The organism is Streptomyces sp. NPDC050315 (assembly GCF_040655775.1).
Classification (GTDB): Bacteria; Actinomycetota; Actinomycetes; order Streptomycetales; family Streptomycetaceae; genus Streptomyces.
This window is the reverse complement of the sequence record NZ_JBFAKN010000001.1, coordinates 667,363-681,264: the sequence shown is the minus strand read 5'-3', so window position 1 is coordinate 681,264 and position 13,902 is coordinate 667,363. Positions and strand designations below refer to the sequence as shown.

General features: G+C 71.1%; 13 protein-coding genes. 8 read left to right on the top strand and 5 right to left on the bottom strand.

Annotated features, from left to right (window positions below):
• The first annotated feature begins 42 nt into the window (after positions 1–42).
• Positions 43–225: a hypothetical protein gene (locus AB0I82_RS03040; protein ID WP_103834392.1), complete on the top strand. Its 183-nt coding sequence runs from the start codon at positions 43–45 to the stop codon at positions 223–225.
• A gap of 105 nt (positions 226–330) precedes the next feature.
• On the opposite strand, the gene AB0I82_RS03035 is transcribed toward AB0I82_RS03040, so the two are convergent.
• Positions 331–1,143 carry a hypothetical protein gene (locus tag AB0I82_RS03035; protein WP_363255281.1) on the bottom strand — a complete coding sequence of 271 codons (813 nt, stop codon included), beginning with the start codon at positions 1,141–1,143 and terminating at the stop codon, positions 331–333.
• A 128-nt stretch (positions 1,144–1,271) separates the two neighbouring features.
• A complete protein-coding gene (locus AB0I82_RS03030) occupies positions 1,272–1,583 on the bottom strand; it encodes a hypothetical protein (RefSeq protein WP_363255280.1) in 312 nt (103 codons plus the stop codon).
• A 95-nt stretch (positions 1,584–1,678) separates the two neighbouring features.
• Here AB0I82_RS03030 and AB0I82_RS03025 point away from each other — a divergent pair, with 95 nt between their 5' ends.
• The gene (locus AB0I82_RS03025) at positions 1,679–2,581 is read left to right on the top strand and encodes an oxygenase MpaB family protein (protein WP_363255279.1); all 903 of its coding nucleotides are present in this window, start codon (positions 1,679–1,681) and stop codon (positions 2,579–2,581) included.
• Positions 2,582–2,588: 7 nt separating this feature from the next.
• Here the strand turns inward: AB0I82_RS03025 and AB0I82_RS03020 are convergent, their stop codons facing one another.
• Entirely contained in the window at positions 2,589–3,242 is a 654-nt protein-coding gene (locus AB0I82_RS03020) for a methyltransferase domain-containing protein (protein ID WP_363255278.1), read from the bottom strand.
• A 292-nt stretch (positions 3,243–3,534) separates the two neighbouring features.
• Between AB0I82_RS03020 and AB0I82_RS03015 the strand changes: the two genes are divergently transcribed.
• The 5 genes from AB0I82_RS03015 (at position 3,535) to AB0I82_RS02995 (ending at position 9,205) form a co-directional block, all read left to right on the top strand.
• Positions 3,535–5,712, top strand: coding sequence for a nitrate- and nitrite sensing domain-containing protein (locus AB0I82_RS03015; protein ID WP_363255277.1), 2,178 nt, complete (start codon positions 3,535–3,537; stop codon positions 5,710–5,712).
• Positions 5,712–6,134 carry a roadblock/LC7 domain-containing protein gene (locus AB0I82_RS03010; RefSeq protein ID WP_363255276.1) on the top strand — a complete coding sequence of 141 codons (423 nt, stop codon included), beginning with the start codon at positions 5,712–5,714 and terminating at the stop codon, positions 6,132–6,134. The genes AB0I82_RS03015 and AB0I82_RS03010 overlap by 1 nt, the downstream gene beginning before the upstream one ends.
• Positions 6,135–6,411: 277 nt before the next feature.
• On the top strand, positions 6,412–7,029 hold the full coding sequence (locus AB0I82_RS03005; RefSeq protein ID WP_363255275.1) for an ATP/GTP-binding protein: 618 nt from the start codon (positions 6,412–6,414) through the stop codon (positions 7,027–7,029).
• 219 nt (positions 7,030–7,248) lie between these two features.
• Positions 7,249–7,656: a roadblock/LC7 domain-containing protein gene (locus tag AB0I82_RS03000; RefSeq protein WP_030253702.1), complete on the top strand. Its 408-nt coding sequence runs from the start codon at positions 7,249–7,251 to the stop codon at positions 7,654–7,656.
• A 79-nt stretch (positions 7,657–7,735) separates the two neighbouring features.
• Entirely contained in the window at positions 7,736–9,205 is a 1,470-nt protein-coding gene (locus AB0I82_RS02995) for a DUF6397 family protein (protein ID WP_363255274.1), read from the top strand.
• Here AB0I82_RS02995 and AB0I82_RS02990 read toward each other — a convergent pair.
• Positions 9,136–10,005, bottom strand: coding sequence for an acyl-CoA thioesterase II (locus tag AB0I82_RS02990; RefSeq protein WP_363255273.1), 870 nt, complete (start codon positions 10,003–10,005; stop codon positions 9,136–9,138). The genes AB0I82_RS02995 and AB0I82_RS02990 overlap by 70 nt on opposite strands.
• A gap of 139 nt (positions 10,006–10,144) precedes the next feature.
• Positions 10,145–12,658 (bottom strand): DUF3516 domain-containing protein, encoded by a 2,514-nt coding sequence (locus AB0I82_RS02985; protein ID WP_363255272.1) that lies wholly within the window; start codon positions 12,656–12,658, stop codon positions 10,145–10,147.
• Positions 12,659–12,812: 154 nt separating this feature from the next.
• Between AB0I82_RS02985 and AB0I82_RS02980 the strand changes: the two genes are divergently transcribed.
• Positions 12,813–13,604 (top strand): metal-dependent hydrolase, encoded by a 792-nt coding sequence (locus AB0I82_RS02980; protein ID WP_363255271.1) that lies wholly within the window; start codon positions 12,813–12,815, stop codon positions 13,602–13,604.
• Positions 13,605–13,902: the final 298 nt, after the last annotated feature.

Genomic DNA, 13,902 nt, shown 5'->3' with positions numbered 1-13,902 from the left:
AAGACAACGAACGCGGCATCCGCCGCGGAAAGGGCGTGAAGGATGTCCACACGTGCGAAGGTCGCCGTCGGCGGCGTGGCGGCAGGCGTGATCCTGCTGTGGCTGCTGCCGTTCTGGGCGGCGCTGCTGGTCATGATCGGGGTGCCCGCGGTCGCGTATCTGACGCTGGACCCCTCGCAACGGCGGCGGCTGCGCCGCGTCACCCGCAAGGAGCTGGGCCGCTGAGCACCCCGGACGCCGCGACGGTGCGGTCGGCGCCCGGGTGACCCGTGCGCGGGGCCACCGCGGCCCGCGGCACGGCCGTGACGCCGCCGCGCGCGCTGTGCTGCCTCAGGCTGGCCGGGCCGCCATCGCGTCCAGCGACTCCAGCAGTCCGGGAAGCTCCGGGCCGCGGCCCACGGGAAGGACCTCGCCCGGTTCGTCGTCGAGGAGGACGAAGGCGATGTCGTCGGTCCGGGCGACCATGCTCCAGCCCGGCCCGTCCACGCGCAGGGTGCGCGCCTCACCGGCGGCGAAGGACGAACGCACCCGTCCCGGCGGAGGAGGCTGCCGTACGTACTCACGCGCCTCGTCCAGCACCCGCCGCACCCCTGCGTGGGGCTTGGTCCCGGGATCGACGAACGTGACCTCGCCCTCGACCTGCTCGCGCCACGCGGCCCACTGCAGCGCGATCTCGTCCGCTCCGAGGCGCCGTTGGGCCGGCCCCCACTCCAGCGCGTCCGGAGGCGTCAGCGGCTCCGGATCGCCCTCCTCGGGCGCCGGGTCGTGCGGCGCCGGCACCCCGGGCGCCGCCACCGCGAGCGCGAGCGGCCAGCCCGGCAGCGCCGCGACGATGCTGTTCTCGTCGGGGGAGAGGTCGTACTCCATACCGCAGTCCCAGGCGGCTATCGCGCAGGCGACGAGCGAGACGTCCTCCGTCGCGACGGTCCAGCGCGCGCCCCGGCCGTCCTGGCCGAGCACCAGCCCGTAGCCCTCCTCGTACGGCTCCAGGCGCAGCTTGGCGCAGACCTCGGGATAGTCGTCACCGAGCACGCTCGGGAACTGTCCGGGCGTCAGCAGCACCGCGGTCAGTACGAACAGCTGGTCGTCATCGACCTCGCCGATGTCGCTGCCGTCGCCGACGGCGCCCTCCGTCGCGGACACTGGGCCTCCCACTTGTTCGCGGCCCGGGCAGGTGCCGACCGCACAGATCACGTCGTCGGCGCACCTTAATTGGCCGGACAGGCGATTGTCACGGCTCGTGTGCCCGCTCCTGGCGAATCCGGCGCGGCTCAGGCAGCCGGCAGGCTCAGCAGGTCCCTGGCCACTTCCTGCGGCGACTGGCGGCGCTCCCGCGCCAGCGCGATCAGCGCCCGGCACGCCAGTTCGTTGATGCCGAAGGCGAGCGCCTCCGGAGATACCCAGTCCGCGGCCTCGGCGCTGCGGTCCTCGTCCCCTTCGGCGCAGGCCGCCACATGTGTGGCCGCCGCCTCGAAGAGGTTGTGCGCGCCCTTCCTGGCCGGCTCCCGCTCCGGACGTGGCGGCCTCCGTGCGAACAGGCCATGGGCGAGACGGAGCCGGAGTCTGCGAAGGAGGTCGGTCATCATTCCCCCATGCCGTAGAGAAGCGTATGGAGCCTTTCAAGTCTCCACTCTCCCCGTAGGGTTGGACCTTCGGCGACGAAAGGGACGGTGTTCTCATGAGGCGTTACGACTACCTCAAGGAGATTCAGCGGCTGGATCCTGAGCGCGACTTCTTGCGGATCTTCCGCATCACAGTGACGCATGAGTTCCCATGGGACATCACAAGAGCGCTTGAACTCGCCCTTTACCGCACGTATGCGGTACCCAGCATCGGCCGTCTGCTCGCGGAGACCGCGGAGCTGACGGAGCGTACGCAAAAGCGCTACGACGACACCGCGCTCCTTCTGGACTCGGTCGTCGAGCACGGCTTCGAGACCGAGGGCGGCCGCACGGCCATCCGGCGCATGAATCAGATGCACCGCAGCTACGACATCAGCAACGACGACATGCGTTATGTGCTGTGCACGTTCGTGGTCGTACCGAAGCGCTGGATCGACCAGTACGGCTGGCGGCGGCTGAGCGAGCACGAGAAGCGCGCGATGGCGGCGTACTACGGAACGCTCGGCAAGCACATGGGCATCACCGATCCGCCCCGGACCTACCAGGAATTCGAACGCTACCTGGACGACTACGAACATGAGCACTTCGGCTGGGACGAGGGCGGCAGGCGCGTCTCGGATGCCTCGCTCGACCTGATGGCAGGGTGGTACGGGCCGCTGGCCCCCATAGTGCGCGCCGCGAGCAAGGCTCTCCTGGACGACGCCCTGCTGGACGCGTTCCGCTACGACCGGCCGCGCCCGGCTGTCCAGGGCGCCGTACGTGGTGCCCTGCGGCTGCGCGCCAAGGCCGTGCGCCTGCTGCCGCCGCGCCGCACCCCGCACTACGCCCGGCAGAACCCGGAGATCAAGGGCTACCCGAACGGTTACCGCATCGCCGACCTCGGGACCTTTCCCAAGGGCCGGCAGGGCACCGCCGGCTGCCCGGTGCCGCACGCCGCTGCGGAACCGGGCCACCGCTGACGTGCGGTCACCCTCGGCGCACGGCCAGCGCCAGATAGCGCGCGTCCTCGTCCACGTACCGCACGAGGTCCCAGCCGCTGCGCGCCAGCATCGGCCGGAGGTTCGGCTCGGCCCGTAGGTCGTCCGGGGTGAGCGGTCGCCCCTTACGGGCGGCGAGGGCGGCCCGGCCGATCGGGTGGAAGAGCGCCAGCCGCCCTCCGGGCCGTACGACCCCGGCCAGTTCGGCGAGGTCGTGCGGCGGGTCGGCGAGGTGGGAGATCAGCCCGGCCGCGAAGACCGCGTCCAGGACACCGTCCCGCACCGGCAACGCGGACACGTCCGCGAGCAGCAGGGCCGCCTCGGCGCCCCGCCCGGCCCGTACGGCCTCCTCCAGCATCTCCGGCGTGAGGTCGGCCCCGAACACCGTGCCAGAGGGCCCCACGGCGGCGCGCAGCGCCGGCAACGCCCGTCCGGTGCCGCATCCGGCGTCCAGTACCCGGTCGCCCGCCCGCAGGCCGAGCTCCGCGATGCCTGCCGCGAACGCAGGCCCGTCCTCGGGGAAGCGGCTGTCCCAGTACCGTGCCCGCTGCCCGAAGAACTCCCGCACATCGTGCGCCTGGTGGCCGGACCGGTCGTGGGGACCGGCGCCGTCGGCGGGGGTGCTGTCGCTGAATCCGTTCATGGTGACGCATGATCCCCCATCGGCCGGGTCCCGTACGGTTCCGGTCCCGCAATGACCGGAACATCCGTGGGGCGCGCAGGTTCGAGCGCGTGCCGGTCGGGCGTCGGCACCGCGCCGCCAAATGCCAGCACTTCCGGACTGCGCGTCCGGTGGCAGGCCCCGACGCGGCTAGCGTCCCGTGGCCATGGGACACCTGGACCATCCTCCCGGCCCCGAGAGCCCGGATTCGCCGGGCCCACGGGGCCGCGGAGCGCACGCCGAACGGGGTGGTCGCATCCTCCGCCCCCGTAGGGTGCGCACCCGCATCATCTGCCTGCTCACGGCCCCCGTCGTGGCCCTGCTCGCCCTCTGGGGCGCGGCGACCGTCACCGCCGTGCAGGACGCTGTGGCCGCGCGGCAGGCGCAGCGCATCGAGGACGAGGTCCGCGCACCCGTGTACGAGGTGGTGCGCGCCCTCCAGGAGGAACGCCTGGCCGCCATCGTGTATTTGGCGGACCCCACTCAGGCGCGCAAGGACGCCTTCGAAGCGCGCACCGGCGAGACGAAGAAGGCCACCACCCGGTTGCGGCAGGACGGGCGGCGCACAGTGGCCGAGGCCGTGCGGCTTCCGGCCCGCAGGGCCGACCGTCCGACGGACCTCACCACCGCACTCGACGCGCTCCCGGAGCAGCGCCGGCTGACGACGGAGCGCTCCCTCACCTGGCAGCAGGCGTACGGCCCCTACACGGCCGCCATCGCCTCGGCCTTCACCCTCAATGCAGCGCTGAGCGGTCCTGCGGATGGCACCCGGCTCGTTGGAGAATTGGGCCGCGCCCGCGAACTGCTCGCGCAGGAGAACGCCGTCCTCACGGCCGCCGACCTCACCGGAACGCTCGACAAGGAGCGGCAGCGGTCGTTCACCGGTACCGTCGCGGCGCGGCGCCTCATGGAGAGCATCGCCACCGAGGACCTGCCCGCACCCGTGGACGCGGCCTGGAGCACGCTCGCCACCGGCCGCGCTCACGCGGACGTCCGCGCCATGGAGAACGCGGTAAGCGCCGCTACTCCCGGCCGCGGCGCGGCGCAGGCGGCGCCAAGTGCCCGCTGGCGGCCCTCGTACGAGGATCTGCGGCGCGGACTGCACGGCATCGAGAAAGAGCTGGCCGCCGACGCCGTACGCAGCTCTGGCCCGCTCGTGTACGGCGTCTCACCGTTCGCTGTGGCGGCTGTCGGCATCGGGTTCGTCGCGCTCGTCCTCTCCCTGGTCGTCGCCGTACGGATCGGACGCAGTCTGATCAGGGAACTCACCGCCCTGCGTGACAGTGCGCTCGGCATCGCCCGGCACCGACTCCCCGAAGTGCATGCCGGCCGACAGGCCGACACTCTTACCGCATCCGAGGCTCGGCCCACCGTTGACGAGATCATTCAGGTCCGCGCTGCCCTGGACAGTGTGCTCCGGGCAGCGCTGGACGCGGTTGCGGAGCGGGCCGAACGGGCCGACGGCATCAGCGGTGTCTGCGTGAATCTGGCCCGCCGCAGCCAGGTCCTCCTTCACCGTCAGCTCGCTCTCCTGGACAGCATGGAACGCCGCTCCCAGGACCCGGCCGAACTCGGCGACCTCTTCCGGCTCGACCACCTCACCACCCGTATGAGGCGTCATGCCGAGAGCCTGCTCATCCTGTCGGGCGCGGCCCCTGGACGCGCCTGGCGGTCACCGGTGCCGCTCACGGACGTGGTGCGCGCCGCGGTGTCGGAGATCGAGGACTACGCGCGCATCGAGGTGCGGCGCCTTCCCGCGGGCGCGATCCCGGGTGGGGCGGTCGCGGAGCTCACCCACCTATTGGCCGAGCTCATCGAGAACGCCGCACAGTTCTCACCGCCGCACACCAAGGTGCGGGTACAGGGCGAACAGGTCGGCACCGGGCACGTGCTGGAGATCGAGGACCGTGGCCTGGAGGAAGCGGCACGGGACGAGGCGAACCGGCGCATCGAGCAGGCTGCCTCGCTCGACCCGTTCGACGGCGACCGGCTGGGGCTCTTTGTAGTCAGCCGGCTGGCGGCCCGGCACGGCGTACGTGTAGTCCTGCGCGCCTCGCCATACGGAGGCACGACGGCGGTGGTACTCCTGCCGAACACCCTGGTGCACGAGGCCACGCTCCCTGCACGGAGTGCGCCGGTCGGCCCACCCCAGGACGCGCCACTGGAGCGGGTGCGCGCGCACCTCGAACGCCGGACCGGACGCGCAGTGGAGCCGCCGGCAGACGCAGCCGTGACGGACTCGCCCGATGGCGTGGCCCCGCCCGACGGTCCGGACGGGCTTCCGCGCCGCATACGGCAGCGAAGCCTCGCCGTTCAGCTGCGCGAGCCTTCCCCTGCCGTGGGGGACACGTCGCCCGAGGCGGAGCCCGAGCTCGTCCCGGAACAGACACGCACCCGCATGACCGCCTACCGCCACGGCTGGGACCGCGGCTCCACGATGGGAGAACCCTGATGCACGAGGAACGAGCGAGCGGCACACCGCCGCGTCCCCGGAGCGGCCTCGACTGGCTGCTGGACGATCTGGCCGCCCGGGTGCCGGAGGTACGGCATGCCGTGGTGCTCTCCGGCGACGGCCTGGTGACCGGGACCTCGGGCTCGCTCCCTCGGGAGGACGCCGACCATCTGGCGGCCGTCGCCTCCGGGTTCCACAGCCTGGCCAAGGGCACAGGGCGTCACTTCTCTTCGGGAAGGGTGCGCCAGACGGTGGTGGAGATGGACAACGGCGTCCTGTTCGTCGCCGCGGCCGGGGACGGTTCTTGTCTGGCGGTGCTCAGTACGGCGGTGGCCGACATCGGGATGATCGCCTACGAGATGGCCCGACTCGTCCGGCGCGTGGGCGAACACCTGCGTACTCCACCGCGCTTCACCACATGAGCGGCGCAGGTGGCGCGTGATGCCCCAGGACAGCATGTACCGGGCGCAGCCGTGCCGCCGTAGCGGTGATCCAGTTCACCGAATCGCCCCGCGTGGTGACGCAGGAGGGTTTACGGTCCTGACCGTAACTGCCGAGCACCGCACATCGGCCCACCGAACCGCTCCCGTCACACCGTCCGGCACCGGTATGACCGGTCCCCGGCACCCATGAACGCGTCCGTCCCTCACTTGCGCACTTGCCCCGAGTGCGCACACCGCTTCCTGGAGGACAGTACCGATGGTTTCCGCGGATTCCGTGCACCCCGGAACGGTGCAGGACGAGCCCGAGATGGCCCTGAAGATCCTGATAGCGGGCGGCTTCGGAGTCGGCAAGACGACGCTGGTCGGCTCGGTCAGCGAAATCCGCCCGCTGCGCACGGAGGAGTACCTCAGCGAAGTGGGGGAGGGGGTCGACGACATCCGCGGTGTGGTCGGCAAGACCACCACCACGGTCGCCATGGACTTCGGCCGGATCACCATCAGACCGGGCTTGTCGCTGTACCTCTTCGGAACCCCCGGGCAGGAGCGCTTCTGGTTCCTGTGGGACGACATCTCCGAAGGCGCCCTGGGTGCCGTCGTCCTCGCGGACACCCGCCGACTGGCGGACTGCTTCCCCGCGGTGGACTACTTCGAGAACCGCCGAGTGCCGTTCCTCGTGGCCGTCAACTGCTTTCCCGGAACGCGCTCCTACGGCGCGGACGACGTGTCGCGGGCGCTGGACCTGGACGGCGGTACACCGGTACTGCTGTGCGACGCGCGCGACCGGGACTCCGGGAAGGAAGTACTGATCCGCTTGGTCGAGCACGCAGGGCGGATGCACACGGCCCGCCTCCTGGACACCGTGAATCGCCCATAGGCCCCGCGGCCCGCTGCCAACGCCCCAGGCACCGCTTGCGAGCCCCGCATTGCTCGGCCAACTCCTCGCCCATGTACCGCGCGGCAATGCGTGTCGCCCACGCGTGCACCGCCGGGCCGCTTGCCGAGAACGCCGAGGTGAGCGAGGCTGGCACAGCGGTGCGCGACATGTGGCACTGCCGACCGGTAGGTAGCACGGTGTTACGGGGAGGAAGCGGGCATGGCACTGAGCAGCGGACTGGATTGGCTGCTGGACGACCTGACACGGCGCGTCGATCAGGTACGGCACGCCCTCGTGCTCTCCAACGACGGCCTGGTCACCGGGGCGAGCGAAGGGCTGGTGCGGGAGGACGCCGAGCACCTGGCCGCGGTCGCCTCCGGACTGCACAGTCTGGCCAAGGGATCCGGGCAGCAGTTCCGGGCGGGCCGGGTGCGGCAGACCATGGTCGAGTTCGACGACGGGGTGCTGTTCGTGACGGCGGCGGGCGACGGCAGTTGTCTGTGCGTGCTGGCCGAGGCCGACTCCGACCTGGGTCAGATCGCGTACGAAATGACGTTGTTGGTGAACCGGGTCGGGGAACATCTCGGCGTCGCGGTGCGCCAGCCGCAAAGTTATCCACAGGTCTGAGGCGGGGGTTGACCCGCTGTCACACTCCGCGGCTACAGTCGTGACTGTCAGTGATTGGACTGTAGCGGGGGAGTGCGACATGACCGCGATGTACGACGGTTCCGAGACGCTCGCGATGGGGCGGGCGGCTCGTGAACTTGGACTCAAAACAGGGGAGTTCGAGCTCGCCACGCAGCTCGACGAAGTGATGACGGTCCTGCCGGGGCCGGGCGGCGCGCCCGGCCGGCGGCGGGTGCCGGCGGCGGAGGTCGAGCGGCTGCGGGAGGAAGAGGGATTCCCGGACACGTTGCGTGAGCGGATTCGCGTCGTCAGCGCGAGGGAGGGTGCCGAGCTGCTGGGCATCGCCCCTGGCAGGTTCCTGCGTCTGGCCAGGGCGGGCTGCTTCGGCCCTGTCCGCTTTTATGTGAACCGCTACGGCGCGATTGTGTGGCAGTACCTCGCAGCGGAGCTCCAGGCTTTCGCGGGCAGGGAATGCAGCCTCATTCATGGGCCCACCCCGCCGCCGATGCGCGAGCTGCTGATCCGCGGACAGGACTGGCGGGGCAGGCTGTGGCGGAGTCGGCGGGTCGCCCAGCTCGTGGAGGACGCGGACGGCTCCTGGGCGGTCTCGGCCGTGATCGCCGCCGTACTGCCGCCGGAGGAGCTGGCGTCGCTCGTCCGGGACCCGGCGGAGCGGGCCTGGCTGCGCAAGCTGAGGCCCCGCCTGTCGTCGGTCGGGGGGAACTCGACCCGCACCCGTGAGGCGGTCGAACGCGCCGAGACGGCCGAGGAGCTCGATGAGGTGATGTGGTACCGCATCAGCCTCTCCCGGCAGCTGGACGCAGCCCGCGAGGAACACCCGGCACCGGTCCTGTCCCACCCCGGCGCCGCCCCTTCGCGCCCGGCCTTCGACGAACCCCGCCTTCTCCAGACGTATGGGGAAGAGCGCGATGCGGCAACGGGCCCTGTGACCGCCGGCCCTGCCACTGCGAGCCCCGCGACGGCGAGCCGCGGGGGAGCGACGGATCGCGGCGACGCGTCATCTCCCGCCGGCCCCACCGAAGCGCCGACCCACGAGCTCGCCGGTCCCAACGGTTCCGGTGGAGTGCCGAGCGACGAGGCCGCCGCGCCCCGCGGCCCTGATGAAGCGCCGCCCCACGAGGAATCCGCGCCCAACAGCCCCGACGGGGTGCCGAGCGGAGACGGAACCATGCCCCACGGTCCCGGTGGAGCACTCGCTCCCGAGGCAGCCGCGCGCCGCGCTCGCCTCATCCGCGCACGGACAGGCACCCCGACAACCTCCCGTACTCGGCCGAGGACAGCGGCTACCGGCGGCGTTCCGCCACGGTCCGGCACCGACAGGCCCGGCTCGTTGTTCGCCCGGCGACGGGCCGGAAGGACCGGCGAGGCAGCCGCGTCGTCCCCGGCCCGACCGTCGACCGATCGGCCCGGCGCGCCCTCACCCGGCCGCGGCCGAGGCCCCGCCGGTCGCTCTCGCCCTCAGTCGCCGAGCTTGCGGAAGAGTCCTTCCTGGACGACCGAGACGAGCAGCCTGCCCTCGCGGTCGTAGATACGGCCACGGGCCAGGCCCCGGCCGCCGGTGGCGATCGGCGACTCCTGGTCGTAGAGGAACCACTCGTCCGCGCGGAACGGCCGGTGGAACCACATCGCGTGATCGAGCGACGCCATGTCGAACCCGCGCGGACCCCACAGGGGCTCGACCGGGATGCGCACGGCATCCAGCAGCGTCATGTCGCTGGCGTACGTCAGCGCGCAGGTGTGGACGAGCGGGTCGTCACCCAGCGGCCCGACCGCCCGCATCCACACGGCACTGCGCGGCTCCGCACCCTCGATCTCCTCCGGCTTCCACCGCAGGCGGTCGACGTAGCGAATATCGAATGGCTGGCGGCGGGCCATTCGTTCCAGCGCCTCCGGCAGTCCGCCGAGGTGCTCGCGGACCTCCTCGGCGACCGTCGGGAGGGTCTCCGGTGCCGGTACCTCACGGCGCATCGGCAGTTGGTGCTCGAAGCCCGGTTCGGGCTTGTGAAAGGAGGCGGTCAAATTGAAGATCGTGCGCCCCTGCTGGACGGCCACGACCCGGCGCGTGGTGAAGGAACGCCCGTCACGCACCCGCTCGACCTGGTACACGATCGGCACCCCGGGCCGGCCCGGCCGCAGGAAGTACGCGTGCAGCGAGTGGACCGGCCGGTCGCCTTCCGTGGTCCGTCCGGCGGCCACCAGCGCCTGCCCGGCGACCTGGCCGCCGAAGACCCGCTGGAGGGATTCCTGGGGGCTGCGGCCGCGGAAGATGTTCACCTCGATCTGTTCCAGATCGAGCAGGTCGACCAGCTTTTCCGCCGGATTGGTCATCTACGGGCGTCCTTCCTCGGTGTCGGAGAGGAGTCGGGGCAGAGGCGCTCGGCCGACACGCCCACGGTGTGGCCTGAGCAGGCGCCCGCGGTCGGAACCGGGCGGGCGCCCACCATCTGTACCGGGCAGGGTTCCATGGTCAGAGCTGACCCACCGAGGTGACGCGCACGACCGCGCGCCCCTCCTCGTCCGAGGCGGCGAGATCCACCTCGGCGGAGATGCCCCAGTCGTGGTCGCCGTTCGGGTCGGCGAACGTCTGCCGGACCCGCCACAGTCCGTGCGCGGGGTCCTCCTCGATCTGCAGGAGCTTGGGCCCACGCGCGTCCGGGCCGGTGCCCAGGTCTTCGTACTCGTCCCAGTAGGCGTCCATCGCGTCCGCCCAGGCGTCCTCGTCCCACCCGGAGTCGGCGTCCAGCTCGCCCAGCTCCTCGACCTTGTCCAGCGCCGCGAGCTCGACCCGGCGGAACATCGCGTTGCGGACGAGCACCCGGAAGGCGCGGACGTTGGTCGTGACCGGCTTGACCTCGTCCGCGTGCTCCATGGCCTCCTCGGCCGTCTCCGCCTCGGGGTTGGCGAGCTGTTCCCACTCGTCCAGGAGGCTGGAGTCGACCTGGCGGACCATCTCGCCGAGCCAGGCGATGATGTCCTCGAAGTCCTCGGACTTCAGGTCGTCGGGCACGGTGTGGTCCAGCGCCTTGTACGCGCTCGCGAGGTAGCGCAGCACGATGCCCTCGGTCCGGGCCAGCTCGTAGAACGAGACGAACTCCGTGAACGTCATGGCCCGCTCGTACATGTCGCGGATGACCGACTTGGGCGACAGCGGGTGGTCGCCGACCCAGGGGTGGCTGCGCCGGTAGAGGCCGTAGGCGTGGGAGAGCAGCTCGTCCAGCGGCTTGGGGTACTCGACGTCCATGAGGCGCTCCATGCGGTCCTCGTACTCGACGCCGTCGGCCTTCATCTGGGCGACCGCCTCGCCCTTGGCCTTGTTCTGCTGCGCGGCCAGGATCTGCCGCGGGTCGTCCAGGGTGGACTCCACGACCGAGACCATGTCGAGCGCGTAGGAGGGCGACTCGGGGTCGAGCAGGTCGAAGGCGGCCAGCGCGAAGGTGGACAGCGGTTGGTTGAGCGCGAAGTCCTGCTGCAGGTCGACGGTGAGCCGGACGATCCGGCCCTCGGCGTCCGGCTCGTCGAGACGCTCCACGATCCCGCCGTCCAGCAGCGAGCGGTAGATGGCGATGGCCCGCCGGATGTGCCGCAGCTGGTTCTTGCGCGACTCGTGGTTGTCCTCCAGCAGGCGGCGCATGGCTTCGAAGGCGTTGCCGGGCCGGGCGATGACGGAGAGCAGCATCGCGTGGGTGACGCGGAAACGGGAGGTCAGCGGTTCGGGCTCGGAGGCGATCAGCTTCTCGAAGGTGTTCTGACCCCAGTTGACGAAGCCCTCGGGCGCCTTCTTCCGGACGACCTTCCGGCGCTTCTTCGGGGCGTCGCCCGCCTTCGCGAGCGCCTTCTCGTTCTCGATGACGTGCTCGGGTGCCTGGGCGACGACGAAGCCCGCGGTGTCGAAGCCGGCCCGCCCGGCCCGCCCGGCGATCTGGTGGAACTCCCGGGCCCGGAGTGTGCGCACCCGGCTCCCGTCGTACTTGGTCAGCGCGGTGAACAACACCGTACGGATCGGGACATTCACCCCGACGCCGAGCGTGTCCGTCCCGCAGATCACCTTCAGCAGACCCGCCTGGGCCAGCTTCTCCACCAGGCGCCGGTACTTGGGCAGCATGCCGGCGTGGTGCACGCCGATCCCGTGCCGCACGTACCGCGAAAGGTTCTGCCCGAATTTGGTGGTGAAGCGGAAATTGCCGATCAGCTTGGCGATCTCGTCCTTCTCGGCCCGCGTGCACATGTTGATGCTCATCAGCGCCTGCGCCCGTTCCACGGCCGCGGCCTGCGTGAAGTGCACGATGTAGACCGGCGCCTGGTGCGTCTCCAGCAGCTCGGTCAGCGTCTCCGTCATCGGTGTCGTGCGGTACTCGTACGACAGCGGCACGGGGCGCGTCGCGGACCGGACGACCGAGGTCGGGTTGCCCGTACGCCGGGTCAGGTCCTTCTCGAACATCGAGACGTCGCCGAGCGTCGCCGACATCAGGATGAACTGCGCCTGCGGCAGCTCCAGCAGCGGAATCTGCCAGGCCCAGCCGCGGTCCGGCTCGGCGTAGAAGTGGAACTCGTCCATGACGACCTGGCCGACGTCGGCGTCCCTGCCGTCCCGCAGTGCGATCGAGGCCAGCACCTCGGCGGTGCAGCAGATGACGGGCGCGTCGGCGTTGACGGAGGCGTCGCCGGTGAGCATGCCGACGTTCTCGGTGCCGAAGAGCTTGCACAGGTCGAAGAACTTCTCGGAGACCAGCGCCTTGATGGGGGCGGTGTAGAAGGTGACCTGGTCCTTGGCCAGGGCGGTGAAGTGCGCGCCCGCCGCGACCAGGCTCTTACCGGAGCCGGTGGGGGTGGACAGGATGACGTTCGCCCCCGAGACCACCTCGATCATTGCCTCTTCCTGGGCAGGGTAGAGCGCGATGCCCTGCTGCTCGGCCCAGGTCGAAAAGGCTTCGAAGAGGGCATCGGGGTCGGCGTCGTTCGGCAGATGATCGATGAGGGTCACGCCCCCATACTGCCTTCCTTCACCCCGGAAGCGGGAACCGGCGGGTTCTCTGGTGATCATCGGGCGCTACGCTGTGTCGCCGACCACACGTCACCGGGGCGCGAACACCCGTCGCCGGGACGAGAACACAGACGACAAGGGGTGGGGAACAACCATGATGGGACCGGCGCACTCGCTGTCCGGGGCCGCGGCCTGGCTGGGGGTGGGCGCGGCGGCCGGCGCCATGGGGCACCCGATGCCCTGGCCGGTGGTTGTCGTCGGCGCGCTGATCTGTGCCGGTGCGGCCCTCGCCCCCGATCTGGACCACAAGGCGGCCACGATCTCGCGCGCCTTCGGCCCGTTGTCCCGGGGTCTGTGCGAGGTCGTCGACAACATCTCGGCCGCCGTCTACAAAGCCACTCGGATGAAGGGCGACGCACGCCGTTCCGGTGGTCACCGCACCTTGACCCACACCTGGCTGTGGGCGGTGCTCGTCGGCGCGGGCATGTCGGTACTGGCCGTGCAGGGCGGCCGCTGGGCGGTGCTCGCCATCCTCTTCGTGCACATGGTCCTCGCCATCGAAGGGCTGCTGTGGCGGGCCGCGCGGGTCTCCAGCGATGTACTGGTGTGGCTGCTCGGCGCGGCCTCGGCGTGGATCCTCGCCGGGGTGCTGGACCAGCCGGGGATGGGCTCGCACTGGCTGTTCACCGAGCCGGGGCAGGGGTACCTCTGGCTGGGGCTGCCGATCGTGCTGGGCGCGCTGGTGCACGACATCGGCGACGCCCTGACCGTCTCGGGCTGCCCGATCTTGTGGCCCATCCCGATAGGCCGCAAGCGCTGGTACCCGGTCGGTCCGCCGAAGGGCATGCGCTTCCGTGCCGGCAGCTGGGTGGAGCTGAAGGTCCTGATGCCGATCTTCACCCTCCTCGGCGGCATAGGCGGCCTGACGGCGCTCGGCTTCTTGTAGCCCTTGGGCTTGGCGCCCGCGCCAAACCGGGCGCTCGCGGCATCCCGAGATGCCCGGGGATGTCGACCTACAGGGGCACGCCGGCCTCCACGGGCGTCGCGAGCCGCCCGGGCGACCGTGCCGGCCTCGTCGCCCCGAGCGGCTCTGCCGGGCCGAGTGGCTCCGCAGGGCCGAGTGACTCAGCCGGCCAGAGCAGCTCATTCGGCCCGAGCAGCTCATTCGGCCCGGGCGGGCCGGTCGGTTCGGTCGGCCGACCAGGGCGCCGAACCGCGATCGAGCGGTCTGACGCCCAGACACG